This is a genomic window from Bacillus cereus (genome assembly GCF_007678085.1).
Classification (GTDB): domain Bacteria; phylum Bacillota; class Bacilli; order Bacillales; family Bacillaceae_G; genus Bacillus_A; species Bacillus_A cereus_BE.
This window is the reverse complement of sequence record NZ_VEDW01000003.1, coordinates 434,693-448,069: the sequence shown is the minus strand read 5'-3', so window position 1 is coordinate 448,069 and position 13,377 is coordinate 434,693. Positions and strand designations below refer to the sequence as shown.

The window sequence follows — 13,377 nt, the reverse complement described above, 5'->3', positions numbered from 1 at the left end:
TTACTTACGCATTTTTGGATCTAACGCGTCGCGTAATCCGTCTGCCATTAAGTTGAATGCTAAGATTAACATACTGATGACAACCGCTGGGATGAACATCATATGTGGATACGTTTGAATTGATTTATAACCATCGTTTACAAGAGAACCAAGTGATGCGAATGGTGGCTGAATACCTAAACCGATGAAGCTTAAGAATGCCTCGCCAAACACTGCTGTTGGAATTGTAAACATTGTCATTACGATAATTGGTCCCATTACGTTCGGAATTAAGTGTTTTACAATTAATTGTGTATTTGTTGCACCTAATGTACGAGATGCTAATACGTATTCTTGATTTTTTAATTTCAGGATTTGTCCACGAACGATACGCGACATCCCTATCCAACCTGTAATTGCCATTGCGAGTGTAATTGACCATATACCAGATCCCATAATGATTACCATTAAAATAACGATGATTAAGTATGGAATACCGTTAATAATTTCCATAACACGTTGCATAAGATTATCTACTCTACCGCCATAGAACGCTGAAATACCTCCATATGCGACCCCAATTACTAAGTCAATTGCTGCTGCTAAAAGAGCGATATATAATGATACACGCGTACCTTCCCATGTTCTTGTCCATAAATCACGTCCAAGATCATCTGTACCAAACCAGAAATACTCTTTAATATCACGTTTTTCATATTGGTCAACACCATATTGATCTGTACCGTCAAATGGTAGCCAATGAACATTTTCAATAACAGGAATTTTCGGTGGTAATTTCGCACGACCTAAGTCTTGCTCTTTATATGAGTGCTTACTTACCATCGGTCCTAAAATTGCTAGTAATATAATAATTGTTAATAAAACTAAACCGAACATCGCTCCTTTATGTTGGAACAAACGTCTTCTTACATCTTGCCAAAACGTTAAGCTTGGACGGGCAATGACTTCATTATCCACATTATTTTGATTGGCTTGTTGAAATAAATCTGGAGATAATTTTTGTACATCTTTCATCATTTTTTCCCTCCCGCTAAACGAATTCGAGGATCAATAATTCCGTATAAAATATCAACAATGAAAATAACTAAGATGAAAATCGCACTATAGAAAATTGTAGTTCCCATAATAACTGTATAGTCATTTACTGTAATAGATTTAACGAACTGTTCCCCAAGTCCAGGTACAGCATAAATTTGCTCAATAACTAATGTCCCTGTAATTAACCCTGCAACCATTGGTCCTAAAATTGTTACAACTGGAATTAACGCGTTACGAAGTGCGTGTTTAATAATGATAACACCTTGGCTAATTCCTTTCGCTTTCGCTGTTAAAATGTAGTCAGCTTGCATAACTTCAATTAACTCTGCACGAGCGAAACGTGCGATTGTTGCGATAACTGCCATCGATAAAGCGATTGTAGGCATTACTGTAAACTCTGGCCCTTTCCAGAATGCTACTGGGAACCACCCAAGTTTTACCCCTACGAAATATTGTAGTAATGCGGCGAATACGAACGATGGTACCGACATCCCGAGTACGGAAATAATTGTCGCCCCATAATCGACCCACGTATTGTTACGAAGTGCCGCAACGATTCCTAAAATTAAACCGATAAATGTACCTAATATAATCGCTTGTAAACCAAGTTGTGCTGATGGTCCAATACGATCCACAATCATATCTGTTACTGGACGGTTATCATATTGGAATGATACCCCTAAATCACCTTTTGCTAAGTTACCTAAGTAACGTGCATATTGAACTGGTACTGGATCATTTAAGCCATATTTTTCAAGAATGATTTCTTTTTGTGCCGGTGATAGTTTCTCCTGGTTTTTAAGCGGAGAACCCGGAAGTAATTTCATCAAAAAGAAAGTCAGTGTAGTAATTAAAAATAATGTCAAAGCCATGTACACGAAACGTTTTAATACATAACGTCCCATAGTCAAGCACCTCCCCGTTTTTCTCAAAAGCAATAAGATAGTTTTAAATATTCTTACTTTTATTTTTTTAAAATAAGAGCATATGCCCATCATAAGCATATACCCTTATTCATGATGGAAACCATTTTTAGTTTTTTAGTTCAACCCACTTATAGCTAAATTCTCCGCCATATTTATGTTCTAATAGGCCAGTAATTGAGCCACGTTGTAAATAAGCTTTTCCTGGTTGATATACTGGAGCAATCGCTGCATCTTCAAGCAGTTGTTTTTCTGCTTGTAATAATGCATCCCAGCGAGCTTGTACATCAACTTCTGTTTTCGCTTTTTTAATTAAATCATCATACGCTGCATTTGCGTAATTTACTTTGTTTTGCGCATTACCTGTCGTATACATTTCAAGGAATGACATTGGATCCATATAATCTGGACTCCATCCCGCGTATGACATTGCGTAATCTCCACTTGCTTCAAGTTTTAATTTTTGTGCAAATGGCTGCATTTTTGTTGAAACTGTTAAACCTGGTAAGTTCTTTTCAAATTGGCCTTTTAAATACTCTCCGATTTTTTTAGCATCATCAGTATCAAAGTTTAATAGCTCTAACTCTACTTTGTCCACACTAAGTTCTTTTTTACCAGCTTCCCAGTATTTTTGAGCTTCTTTAATATCCTCTTTTATAAGCTTTCCGTTTTCTTCACGGAAGTCTTTTCCATTCGGACCTTTTGCTAAGCCTTTCGGAACAAAACCATATATCCCCTCTGAACCATCGTTTAAGATAACTTTCCCGATATTTTCACGCTCAAAGGACATTGCAATTGCTTTTCGGATATTTTTATTTGCTAAAAATTTATTCTTTTCATTTAAGCGAATAAATTGTGTAGATGGTCTCTTAATCGTTTTAAAGTCAGCATCTGATTTGTATTTGTCTACAAACTCTGATGTTAAGACTACACGATCAATTGCTTTCGTTTCATATAAATTTATAGCAGTTGAACGATCCTTAACAATATTGAAGTTTATTTCCTCAAGTTTTACTTCTTTATTTTCCCAATACGTTTGATTTTTCTTAAGTTGGAAACTTTGTTCATGCTTCCATTCATTTAATACGAATGGACCATTATAAAGTGTCGTATTGGATTCTAATCCAAATTTTGCTCCTTGTTCTGTTACAAACTTCTCATTCAAAGGATACAATGTTGGATAGACTGTTAAACTTACAAAATAAGGAACAGGGTTATCTAATTCCACTTCAAGTGTATGATCATCAATTGCCTTTACACCAAGTTCTTCAACTGGTAATTCTTTTTTGTTAACTTTCTCCGCATTTTTAACATCAAATAGTATGTAAGCAAACTTGGCACCCGTGTTTGAATCTACAGCTCTTCGCCAAGAATAAACGAAGTCTTTCGCTGTTACAGGTTCACCATTAGACCATTTCGCATCTTCACGTAACTTAAATACATACTTTTTGCCATCTTCTGATTTCTCATAAGATTTAGCGACACCTGGAACAAGCTTATCGTCTTTCCCCAGACGATATAATCCTTCCATTGTGTTATTCATGATGTTAGAAGATGCTGCATCTGTTGATAACGTCGTATCCATAGTTGGGATTTCAGCTGTCTCGGTTAGATTTAACACTTGCTTGTTTGAGGATTTTTCTTTTGCGCCTGCTTTATTATCCTCTTTTTGGTAACTACAAGCTCCTAACATACTGACAGTCAACGTCGATGCAAGTAATAACGGTATCTTTTTCTTCATGTTGTGTTGCCTCCCCTAATTGCACTTCCTGTACCCTCACTTGTAAAAAAGTAGAATTGAAAGAATAATCTCCAAGTTTCTACAATTTTCATTATACATATAATATAACAATTGTGAATATAGTTTTTTGTTTTTTTGTTAAAATTTTTAATAAAATGTTTATTTTTTTTATTTTTTTTATTTTTTGTAAAGGGATACGTTAACATTGCTACCATCATCTTGAAATCAGACCTTTAATTGCGTATAATTTTCAAAAAATTAATTCTAGTACTTATTATAGCTTTTATAGTATAATAATTCTAGTAATATTTTGACGGAGGGGAACATTTTGAATAAAGTTTTTTTTCATACTTGTATACTAATTTTCATAGCGATAATCGCTGCTAGTATTGGCGCATTCCTCGTTTCATCGCAATTTTTGTTGAATTTTGTCAACATATCGTTTTATATCGCACTATTTTTTATTCTTATAGGCGGTTTTTTATTCATATTTCAAAATGGATTTTTTAACGTAACAATTTACGCCTTCCAAAGAGTGTTTGGTACGAACAAAAAAATTGACTCTTTAATTGAAGAAGTAGAGGAACCTGTCGATAAGAAAGAACGTATTTATAAAACATATTCATTCAAATGGACGTATCCAATTTGCATTACCGGTATCGTTCTTGGGTTGTTCTCGACCCTCATTAGCTTTACTATTTTGATGTAGTTTGCAAACACTATCCCATATGATATAATAATCAGCAAAACATTTTGTTATAAAACTTTAGTTCTTTCATATTAAAGAGCTCAGGTAACAATAAATAAATTTATATGTATGCGATGATAAAGAAGAGTACATATTGAGGCAATTTCAGAGAGCTTGTGGCTGGTGTGAACAAGTAATTGTGCAGTATGGAATGGGCTTTTGAGCACCAAACCGAACCGAAAGTAGTAGGCTTTGGCGTTATATCCAAACGTTATTATGGATTAGAGAGATTTCACAGTAGTGAAATAATTAGGGTGGTACCGCGGTCCATTCGTCCCTATAGTTTTTTGGGATGAATGGGCTTTTTTGTTTGCCTTCTCTTCCCTATCACGCATTCAAATTTAGGAGGAATTACTTATGTCAGTTATCTTTTCTGGTATTCAGCCGAGTGGAACGATTACACTGGGAAACTATTTAGGAGCTATGAAGCAATTTACAGAGCTTCAAAATGAACACGACTGTTATTTCTGTATTGTAAACCAACATGCGATTACAGTACCTCAGGATCCCGTACAACTTCGTAAAAATATCCGCAGTCTTGCTGCACTTTATGTAGCATGCGGCATTGATCCTGAAAAAGCTACTTTATTTGTACAGTCAGAAGTACCAGCACACGCTCAACTAGGATGGATTATGCAATCAGTTGCTTACGTTGGAGAATTAGAGCGTATGACGCAATATAAAGATAAAGCTTCTGGTAGAGATTCAGTTCCAGCTGGATTACTAACGTATCCACCATTAATGGCTGCTGATATTTTACTTTACAACACTGAAATCGTACCTGTTGGTGATGATCAAAAACAACATATGGAATTAACACGTGACCTAGCAGAGCGTTTCAACAAACGCTTCCGTGAAGTGTTCACTGTTCCTGAAATTCGCATTCCAAAAGTTGGCGCTCGTGTTATGTCATTAACAGAACCTACGAAAAAAATGAGTAAATCTGATCCAAATCCAAAATCAATGATTAGCATGCTTGATGAACCAAAAACAATTGAAAAGAAAATTAAAAGTGCTGTAACTGATTCTGAAGGTATTGTGAAATTTGATAAAGAAAACAAACCTGGAATCTCTAACTTATTAACAATCTACTCTTCATTCTCAGGAAAAACAGTAGAAGAAATCGAAGCAATGTACGAAGGAAAAGGATACGGAGACTTCAAAGGCGACCTAGCACAAGTAGTCGTAGAAGCAATTCGTCCAATCCAAGACAAATATAACGAACTAATCAACTCACCAGAACTAGACGAAATTCTAGACAAAGGTGCCGAAAAAGCAAACCGCGTTGCATTCAAACAACTACGTAAAGTAGAAAACGCAATGGGGTTAAGTAGAAAACGTAGGTAACATATAAAGCGGAGACAGCTCGTTCAGCTCTGACTGGCTAAGGTTCTTTCGCATAGAAGGCGCTTTTTGTCTTATGCGGAAAGTTCTTAGACACGAAGAGCTTGCTGCCGGAGCTAAGCTACAACAAATTAAAAAAACCGCCAATTGGCGGTTTTTTAATTTACCTTTTGCTCGTTTTCCATTTCCCATAACTTTTCAAAAAATGGCTGTCCTTTTACGAGACGCTCGCATAATTGTTCGTGCTTCTCAGACCAGCCTGCTTTCGCTTCATCGTACAGTCTAGACCAAATATCTTCAAATTCCATATGTTGAACCATCCCGTATGCTGATGGATCCCACTCTGTGAACCAATAGCGAATTTCTGCTGTGTTTTTCGTTGTATGTAATTGATCTAACGCCATAAATAATAATTGTTTAAGTTGTCTTTCTTTACGAGTTAAGCCATTCATAATGAAAGGTGATGGTGATAAAATATGATGTTCTTTTTCCATTTCTTCTACTTGGAACTCATATTTTTCTGCTTGTACGCTTTCTACCATCTCATATACCATCTGCTCTTGGCGTGGTATAAGTCTACTTTTTCGAATTGGTACATTGTAACCAATTGTGTCGATCGCAATAATTCCTTTTCCATCTGTAACTACAAAGCAATACTCTTGCTGCAAACGTTCATGATTTTTACGAATATAAGCCTTATGATGTACGTCTTCCAACAATTTTTGCGGAAGCTCTAACAATTCGTCTTCGATGTAATGATATAATGTGGAATCTACTTTTAATAATGGCACTTGATCTAATAGCTCAATCGTATCATCTTTTCGCCATTCGTAAAAATGACAAACGTTATACCCATTCTCTTCACCTTCAAACCAATTTACCCATACATCATGTAGATATAACATTCACTACCCCTCACTTCACTACTGTTTGTATCAATCATTATGTTCAATTTTCCTTAACTTTATTCCACCTAAGGAAATATATTCTAATTATTATTTTTTCTTCTATTTAGGCATGGGTCCAGTATTGTAACGTGCTCATGCCCCTTTAGCTTTGCCTTAATTCTTTTATGATTATTGTACTCTATATATTTTGCTAGTTCTTTCTTAAAATGTTCTATACTCTCAAAGTCTTTTCAATACAGATATTCTGACTTCATGATGTCAAAGAAGTTTTCAATCATTGCGTTATCGTAACAGTTTACTTTACGAGACATGCTTTGGGTAATGCCACGTTTAGTAAGGGGAATAACGATATTGTTTCATTTGATAGCGCCAACTTGATCAGAATGGATCAATGTTGTATCTTTGACTGTTAAGTGTTCAAACTCTTGGCCTAACATCGCTAAAACAAGTGAATACGTTGGTCTTGAACGTACAAATTAATATGGGGCCTTATCTATAATGAGGACTTTTGGTTCTTCAAAAGTTTTTACTAACTTTTTCATAAAGGTATATGCCACTTGATGATTTCGTGTTTTTCGGGGGTGAGATATCCAATGTGTATCATGAAAAATCCTTCTGTTTTTAAATTTTGGCTTGTCTGACCTATCAATAAACCTATACACACCAAAATTTAAAGACATAGTTTAAAACAGGAACTTTAATTTTTTAATTTTAGGAGGAATTTTTATTATGAACAACAATGGATATTCATCTTATCCCCGACCACATGTAGATTTGCACTGTCCACCTGGAGGTATCTGTCATTACGATGTTCATTATCCAGACCCTTATGGACATGGCCCTGGTGCTTTAATACCGATTAGTCCATTTGGCGGAGGAATGGGTGGAGTACATGGCCCTGGCCATGGTGGTTTATTAATCCCTGTTACTCCTCCATTTGGTGGCGGATTTGGCGGAGGATTTGGCGGAGGGTTTGGCGGAGGGTTTGGTAGTGGATTCGGTGGCGGACATATCGGCCATGGTCATAGATAAATATAATGTACACGAATACAGATAAAAGAAGACACTTGATGTGTCTGCTCTTTGCAACAAATACACGAACACAATTAAATATGATACTGTTTTAATTAGAAAAATAACCGATTCGAATGCATTTACAATCCGCGTGTATAGTTGGCCATCTATATCATTTTTAAACTTTCCATCACTTGATTGTACATCTTTCAATACTTTATTCACATCTGTAACAGGATTTGCAGCAAATACATGAGGAATATATATAATATTGCTAAATATAATAGCACTACTCATCGCAAGGCTACTACGTACCGCCACAGGTGCGTAATTTTTTTCTTTCTTTTTGAACAAGCTCCATCTTTTCTTCCCCCCATAATTACCATTCATACCCCCTTCATTCCCAATGGGATTAGATGTTCCTTTAATACTAAAAAAAACAGGAAATAGCGCTCCTGTTTTTTTATATATGAAATGTATTTGCTTTATTTAATATTTCTTTCGCATCTATAGATAATAAAGAAAGTGTATCTTCTCCTTCAAAAGTTACACAATCTTTGACAATATGGAATCCGAGTGCATAACCAAGCATCTTCGGATAAGAATGAAATCCATTTAATAAAATGTCGTGCTCCCTTGTTCCTCGTTTTATACTTATTCTTTCATGGACAACATTTTTCCAATAATAAATAGCCTCTTCTTTTGAAAGATACGTCGTCCACGGTGCATTGTTTTTTTCTGAATATCTTTCCGTTACTGCTTGCTCAGCTAGCCCTTCCATAATCATCGTATCAAGTAATGTATATTCTGTTTCTTTCGTCTCAATTTGATGTAACCTACATATGTGATGATATTCATGTGCCAATAACACTTTTAATTCTTCCACCGAATTCCGTCCGCATACGAATAAGAAAATAACGTGACGCATAGATAATCCAGCTCTGCCGTTATACTCTTCTTGTACAGTTCGATTATAGGAATCTGATAATAAAATAAAGACAGGGACATCCGGACCTTTTAACCAATTTTTCAGTTTCTCATACTCCATACGTAACTCTTTCCAAATTTCCTTCTTTTCTAACTCTTTAATTTCTTGTTCTCCTCGCATAACCGGGCGATACATACCTTTAGAAATTAAAAAGCGATACAACCTTTCTTTTGGCAGCGGGATATACTTCGTAAACTTCTCACACAGCTTTTCTGGCCGTCCATAATATAGATGTAACCACTCAGCAGTTTCAACAATCCCCATCTTTATCCCTCCTTTTTCTTATGTATATGCACAAGGAGAAAAAGGCGTAAAAATAAATAAGGAGTTTTTTCGCAATATATTGCGAAAAAACTCCTTATTTCATCTATTATTTATACGATTTAAATACTAACACTGCGTTATGACCACCGAATCCTAGTGAATTACTTAACACTGCGTTTACTTCTTGATGTCTCGCATTATTTGGTACGTAATCTAAGTCACACTCTGGATCTGGCGTTTCATAGTTAATTGTTGGAGGAATTACTCCGTCTGTAATTGATTTAATAGAGAAGATTGCTTCAACAGCACCAGCTGCTCCTAATAAGTGACCTGTCATTGATTTCGTTGAGCTAATTGCTACTTTATACGCGTGCTCACCGAACGTTTCTTTAATTGCCATCGTTTCATACTTTTCATTCGCATCCGTACTTGTACCGTGCGCATTAATGTAATCAATATCTTCTGGCTGTAGACCTGCATCTGCTAAAGCTTGACGCATTGCACGCACCCCGCCTTCACCGCCAGGAGCTGGCATTGTAATATGGAACGCATCACCAGTTGCACCGTAACCAGCGATTTCCGCGTAAATGTGAGCACCACGAGCTAATGCGTGCTCTAATTCTTCAAGAATTAAAATACCTGAGCCTTCACCCATTACGAAACCACTACGGTTTTTATCGAATGGACGGCAAGCTGTTGCTGGATCTTCATTGAATGTTAATGCTTTCGCTGAGCTAAATCCTGCAAATGCCATACTTGTTAAAGGCGCTTCTGCTCCGCCTGTTATCATTGCATCCGCATCACCGCGCTGAATTGCTTTAAACGCATCACCAATTGAGTTTGCACCAGATGCACAAGCTGTTACTGAACAAGTGTTAATTCCTTTTGCTCCTGTTGCGATCGATACTTGACCTGCTGCCATATCTGGAATCATCATCGGTACGAAGAATGGGCTCACGCGGCGCGGGCCTTTCTCAGTAAAAATCTTAAATTGTTCTTCGTATGTTTCCATACCGCCAATACCAGAACCAATCCATACACCAATTCGAGGTCCGTTTTCTTCTGTAATTTCAAGCTTTGCATCCTCAACTGCCATTTTCGCTGCTGCTACTGCATATTGTGTAAAGCGATCCATACGGCGCGCTTCTTTTTTATCAATATATTTCTCGACTTCAAAGTCGTTAATTTCTGCTGCTACTTTTGCTGGAAATAGTTCCGGATCAATTCGTGTAAGTCGTCCGATTCCAGATACACCCTTTTTAATGTTTTCCCACGCTGTTTCAACATCTGTTCCAATCGGTGTAACAGCTCCTAGTCCTGTAATTACGACCCTCTTTTTTTCCATACAAAATACACTCCTTTTTTTCTCTCAGTCCTTATTTACCCCAACGAAGAGCAACTGCTCCCCATGTTAATCCGCCGCCGAAACCAACAAGTATAATTAAATCACCATCTTGAATACGTCCATTTTGCAATTCCTCTACCATTGCAATTGGAATTGAAGAAGCTGATGTATTACCAAACTTTTCAATTGTCATACTCATTTTTTCTTGTGGTAAATTTAATCTCTCTCTTGCAGATTCCATAATGCGAATATTCGCTTGATGTGGTACTAAGAAATCCACATCCTCTTTCGTAAGACCAGCTTTATCCAGCACGCGAAGACAAGATTCACCAAGTTGACGAACAGCAAATTTAAAGACTTCTCTGCCATTCATCATAACATACTCGTCTTGATAAAGATGCTTACCGCCACTTCCGTCTGCTCCTAATTCGAAAGATAGAACGCCTCTTCCTTCTGAAACAGCCCCCATTACAATAGCACCGGCTCCGTCTCCAAATAGTACTGCTGTATTGCGATCATTCCAGTCTACAATTTTAGATAGTTTATCACTACCAACTACTAATACATTTTTATAAGTTCCCGTTTGAATAAATTGCTGTGCTGTAATCATTCCGTACATAAAACCAGCACATGCTGCACCTACATCCATTGCAGCTGCATGTTTCGCTCCAATCGCTTCTTGAATGACACAAGCTACCGCTGGAAATGCACGATCTGGTGTTACTGTTGCCACTAAAATAAGATCTATTTCCTCTCCGCTAACCCCTGCATCTTCAAGTGCTTTTTTAGCAGCCTCTACGGCCATATATGAAGTATCTATTGTATCATCGGCAATGCGTCTTTCTGCAATTCCCGTTCTCGTACGAATCCATTCATCGGATGTATCCATTATTTTCTCTAAATCGTGATTTGTGACTACTTTTTCCGGCACATATCTTCCGATCCCTAAAATGCCCACGTTCACATCGCAGCCCTCCGTTTTATATCAATTATTATGACTTGGTACTAATTTTAAAACATAAATGTATTTTTGTCTAGAATATATTTCAGCTAAAACATAAAGCTAGGCATTATTCACTTTATTGTTTATTAAAAGAAACAGAAACATACCTTTCCTGTTTCTTTTGAAATATAAAAAAGCCCGAACCGCTTCTACTTACGGTTCGAGCCTCTCTTCCCTCAAAAAAGAAGGTTTTATTCTTTATCTGCTTTCCCAAGCTCATATGCTTCGTTCATAACTTTCATCAATAACTCTAATACTGGTTGTGCTTTCTCCATATCAAGCGCAATTCCATTATCATCTAAAATGGCCTTTGCTTCTGGTAAATGCTTCATTGCGATTTGTAAAAATTGCATGCTTTTCTCATTCATATTACGTTCTTCCTCTCCATTAAAACTTTCACATACATAGTGTAACACGCTCGTTACCCTTCGTATAACTCTTTATATTTTTTCATATGTGCCAATTGTTTATTTAAACCGTATTCTAACGGGGTATTTCTTTTTATCAAAATAACCTCTACAGTTTCATCTCTTTCTCCCTCATTCTCTTTATTCACTTTATCCTCTGCACGTAAAAGGTTCATACCTTTTTTCCATAATGATTTTTTACCACTAAGTAAATTGTATATGCCAAGATGCTCCTCGTTCAATCCATTTTCCAACAAGTATTCACATACATCTTCCACGTACAGTAGATCACTTCCGTCTTCCTCACTCACATAATGGCACTCTTTCTCATCCAGTTCTGATAACATGAGCTGATGATATATCATAAAAGATGGTTGCCATGGTCCATATAATGTAGGAACTCGAAATACACTATATTGTACCTCTCCTTTTTTCAATCCTTCTTCCACTTTCGAAAATAGACGTTTATTTTCGGATTCATCTGCGTTCCCTATTTCAATAGAGGAAATTAGATTTAACTTCACTTTCTGTTCTGCACACAGCCTTATAATCCGCTTTAAATACTGTAATATAACTCTTTCATTCCGAAAGCCATTTTGTTGATTTGGCTCATACAAGCAAAAGTAAACCGTATCGAACTTCTCTTCTTCTACTGATCTCCATCCATCTTCATCTCTTATCGAATAATACGTAAATAACGCATTTCGTCCAATTAACAATAACTTTTCTTCATTAATTTTTGTCATATTCTCGAATTCATCAAAATCAAGACCGTACACTTCTACTTCCTCTGCAATCATTTTATTCACAAGGTGATAACCTACAAACGTAAGTGCACCTATAATTAGCACGCGCTCCATACCACCAACCCTTTCTCCTTGAAACAAATAGCTCCTCATTTATGTATATGGGAGCTTCACAATTCTTCTTCATATTTTTTAAAGAAATCCGTCGTTTGCCTAACCATTTTATATTTCACATCTTGCAGATGGAATAGGACAGAAGTATCACATTGATTGAATTGCCTCATTTTCTCATATTTACGTAACAACTGTTTTCTCCCTCTTTTTTCTTGTGTTGATACGAAAACTTTAACAGGTACACAAGATGGAAGAAGCGTAAATGTTTTCTTATTTATTTTGGACTCCAATTCTTCTTCTTTGGAATCATACGCCAAACTTAATTCCTTCAATAATCTTTTGTAAAAAAACTTATGCTCTTTCTCAAACTCCACATATTCTGGTAAATCTAAACACGGATTTAACATAATGACAGAGCGTATACATTCAGGGTATTTGTTCATCATTTCAAGTGCTACAAGTGCCCCCATACCATCTGCCATAATGTGCATTTTCGCATTCAATGTCTCTTTTCTCAAAACAACATCATATAAGCGTTTTGCTAAACGAACAGATTGGTCGTTTCCCCAATGTCTTCCGTATAAATTAGAAGAAAAGACCGTGTAGCCTTCCTCAATAAGGCCATGTAAAAAATAAGATCTACCTGCATGCTGTGTCCATAAACTTGTACCATTCTCAATAAAGTAGTTGTAATCACCAAGAAGCATTACAGAAAATCCATTTGGCTTCTCTGGTAAATAAATGACACATGGTTCTTTTTCTAAATAAAAAAAACGTTCCGTAATACTCATTTT

Annotated in this window: 13 protein-coding genes, 2 pseudogenes and 1 other annotated feature; of the genes and pseudogenes, 3 read left to right on the top strand and 12 right to left on the bottom strand. The window is 36.4% G+C overall.

Translation table 11 applies throughout. From position 1 onward, the window contains the following. The 3 genes from opp3C to FS742_RS15890 form a co-directional block, all read right to left on the bottom strand. On the bottom strand, nt 1–1,017 hold the full coding sequence (opp3C, locus tag FS742_RS15900; protein WP_144613522.1) for an oligopeptide ABC transporter permease: 1,017 nt from the start codon (nt 1,015–1,017) through the stop codon (nt 1–3). Next, nucleotides 1,014–1,943 (bottom strand): oligopeptide ABC transporter permease, encoded by a 930-nt coding sequence (opp3b, locus tag FS742_RS15895; protein WP_000534165.1) that lies wholly within the window; start codon nt 1,941–1,943, stop codon nt 1,014–1,016. The genes opp3C and opp3b overlap by 4 nt, the downstream gene beginning before the upstream one ends. Nucleotides 1,944–2,070: 127 nt before the next feature. Continuing rightward, on the bottom strand, nt 2,071–3,702 hold the full coding sequence (locus FS742_RS15890) for a peptide ABC transporter substrate-binding protein (RefSeq protein WP_144613520.1): 1,632 nt from the start codon (nt 3,700–3,702) through the stop codon (nt 2,071–2,073). Nucleotides 3,703–4,030: 328 nt separating this feature from the next. Here FS742_RS15890 and FS742_RS15880 point away from each other — a divergent pair, with 328 nt between their 5' ends. Next, nucleotides 4,031–4,411, top strand: coding sequence for a DUF3899 domain-containing protein (locus FS742_RS15880; protein ID WP_144613515.1), 381 nt, complete (start codon nt 4,031–4,033; stop codon nt 4,409–4,411). Nucleotides 4,412–4,515: 104 nt separating this feature from the next. After that, nucleotides 4,516–4,732, top strand: a binding site (T-box leader). Between the two features lie 75 nt (nt 4,733–4,807). After that, nucleotides 4,808–5,797, top strand: a complete 990-nt coding sequence (trpS, locus tag FS742_RS15875; protein WP_098254665.1) for a tryptophan--tRNA ligase — start codon at nt 4,808–4,810, stop codon at nt 5,795–5,797. A 155-nt stretch (nt 5,798–5,952) separates the two neighbouring features. Here trpS and FS742_RS15870 read toward each other — a convergent pair whose 3' ends face one another. The 3 genes and pseudogenes from FS742_RS15870 to FS742_RS28050 all read right to left on the bottom strand — a co-directional run. Continuing rightward, nucleotides 5,953–6,699 (bottom strand): YjbA family protein, encoded by a 747-nt coding sequence (locus tag FS742_RS15870; RefSeq protein WP_088095535.1) that lies wholly within the window; start codon nt 6,697–6,699, stop codon nt 5,953–5,955. 106 nt (nt 6,700–6,805) lie between these two features. Beyond that, a pseudogene (locus tag FS742_RS15865) lies at nt 6,806–7,175 on the bottom strand (IS3 family transposase); the annotation flags it as partial. Beyond that, nucleotides 7,165–7,280: pseudogene (locus FS742_RS28050) on the bottom strand (IS6 family transposase); the annotation flags it as partial. The pseudogenes FS742_RS28050 and FS742_RS15865, both read right to left, overlap by 11 nt. A gap of 151 nt (nt 7,281–7,431) precedes the next feature. On the opposite strand from FS742_RS28050, the gene FS742_RS15855 reads away from it, so the two are divergent. After that, nucleotides 7,432–7,734, top strand: coding sequence for a hypothetical protein (locus FS742_RS15855; RefSeq protein WP_144613513.1), 303 nt, complete (start codon nt 7,432–7,434; stop codon nt 7,732–7,734). Nucleotides 7,735–8,179: 445 nt separating this feature from the next. Here FS742_RS15855 and FS742_RS15845 read toward each other — a convergent pair whose 3' ends face one another. From FS742_RS15845 to FS742_RS15820, 6 genes are all read right to left on the bottom strand, one after another. Beyond that, the gene (locus tag FS742_RS15845) at nt 8,180–8,968 is read right to left on the bottom strand and encodes a DUF2268 domain-containing putative Zn-dependent protease (protein ID WP_144613511.1); all 789 of its coding nucleotides are present in this window, start codon (nt 8,966–8,968) and stop codon (nt 8,180–8,182) included. Between the two features lie 106 nt (nt 8,969–9,074). Continuing rightward, nucleotides 9,075–10,313 carry a beta-ketoacyl-ACP synthase II gene (fabF, locus tag FS742_RS15840; RefSeq protein ID WP_144613509.1) on the bottom strand — a complete coding sequence of 413 codons (1,239 nt, stop codon included), beginning with the start codon at nt 10,311–10,313 and terminating at the stop codon, nt 9,075–9,077. A gap of 31 nt (nt 10,314–10,344) precedes the next feature. After that, nucleotides 10,345–11,277, bottom strand: coding sequence for a beta-ketoacyl-ACP synthase III (fabH, locus tag FS742_RS15835; protein ID WP_001100534.1), 933 nt, complete (start codon nt 11,275–11,277; stop codon nt 10,345–10,347). Nucleotides 11,278–11,507: 230 nt separating this feature from the next. After that, on the bottom strand, nt 11,508–11,684 hold the full coding sequence (locus tag FS742_RS15830; RefSeq protein WP_001986215.1) for a ComZ family protein: 177 nt from the start codon (nt 11,682–11,684) through the stop codon (nt 11,508–11,510). A gap of 53 nt (nt 11,685–11,737) precedes the next feature. Continuing rightward, nucleotides 11,738–12,610 carry an NAD-dependent epimerase/dehydratase family protein gene (locus FS742_RS15825; protein ID WP_144613507.1) on the bottom strand — a complete coding sequence of 291 codons (873 nt, stop codon included), beginning with the start codon at nt 12,608–12,610 and terminating at the stop codon, nt 11,738–11,740. A gap of 29 nt (nt 12,611–12,639) precedes the next feature. After that, nucleotides 12,640–13,374 carry a lipase family protein gene (locus tag FS742_RS15820; protein ID WP_144613505.1) on the bottom strand — a complete coding sequence of 245 codons (735 nt, stop codon included), beginning with the start codon at nt 13,372–13,374 and terminating at the stop codon, nt 12,640–12,642. Nucleotides 13,375–13,377 lie beyond the last annotated feature (3 nt).

Bases quoted from the DNA above. Each gene is read 5' to 3' on its own strand.
- opp3C (WP_144613522.1), bottom strand. From the start codon at position 1,017: ATGATGAAAGATGTACAAAAATTATCTCCAGATTTATTTCAACAAGCC.
- opp3b (WP_000534165.1), bottom strand. From the start codon at position 1,943: ATGGGACGTTATGTATTAAAACGTTTCGTGTACATGGCTTTGACATTA.
- FS742_RS15890 (WP_144613520.1), bottom strand. From the start codon at position 3,702: ATGAAGAAAAAGATACCGTTATTACTTGCATCGACGTTGACTGTCAGT.
- trpS (WP_098254665.1), top strand. From the start codon at position 4,808: ATGTCAGTTATCTTTTCTGGTATTCAGCCGAGTGGAACGATTACACTG.
- FS742_RS15870 (WP_088095535.1), bottom strand. From the start codon at position 6,699: ATGTTATATCTACATGATGTATGGGTAAATTGGTTTGAAGGTGAAGAG.
- FS742_RS15855 (WP_144613513.1), top strand. From the start codon at position 7,432: ATGAACAACAATGGATATTCATCTTATCCCCGACCACATGTAGATTTG.
- FS742_RS15845 (WP_144613511.1), bottom strand. From the start codon at position 8,968: ATGGGGATTGTTGAAACTGCTGAGTGGTTACATCTATATTATGGACGG.
- fabF (WP_144613509.1), bottom strand. From the start codon at position 10,313: ATGGAAAAAAAGAGGGTCGTAATTACAGGACTAGGAGCTGTTACACCG.
- FS742_RS15830 (WP_001986215.1), bottom strand. From the start codon at position 11,684: ATGAATGAGAAAAGCATGCAATTTTTACAAATCGCAATGAAGCATTTA.
- FS742_RS15820 (WP_144613505.1), bottom strand. From the start codon at position 13,374: ATGAGTATTACGGAACGTTTTTTTTATTTAGAAAAAGAACCATGTGTC.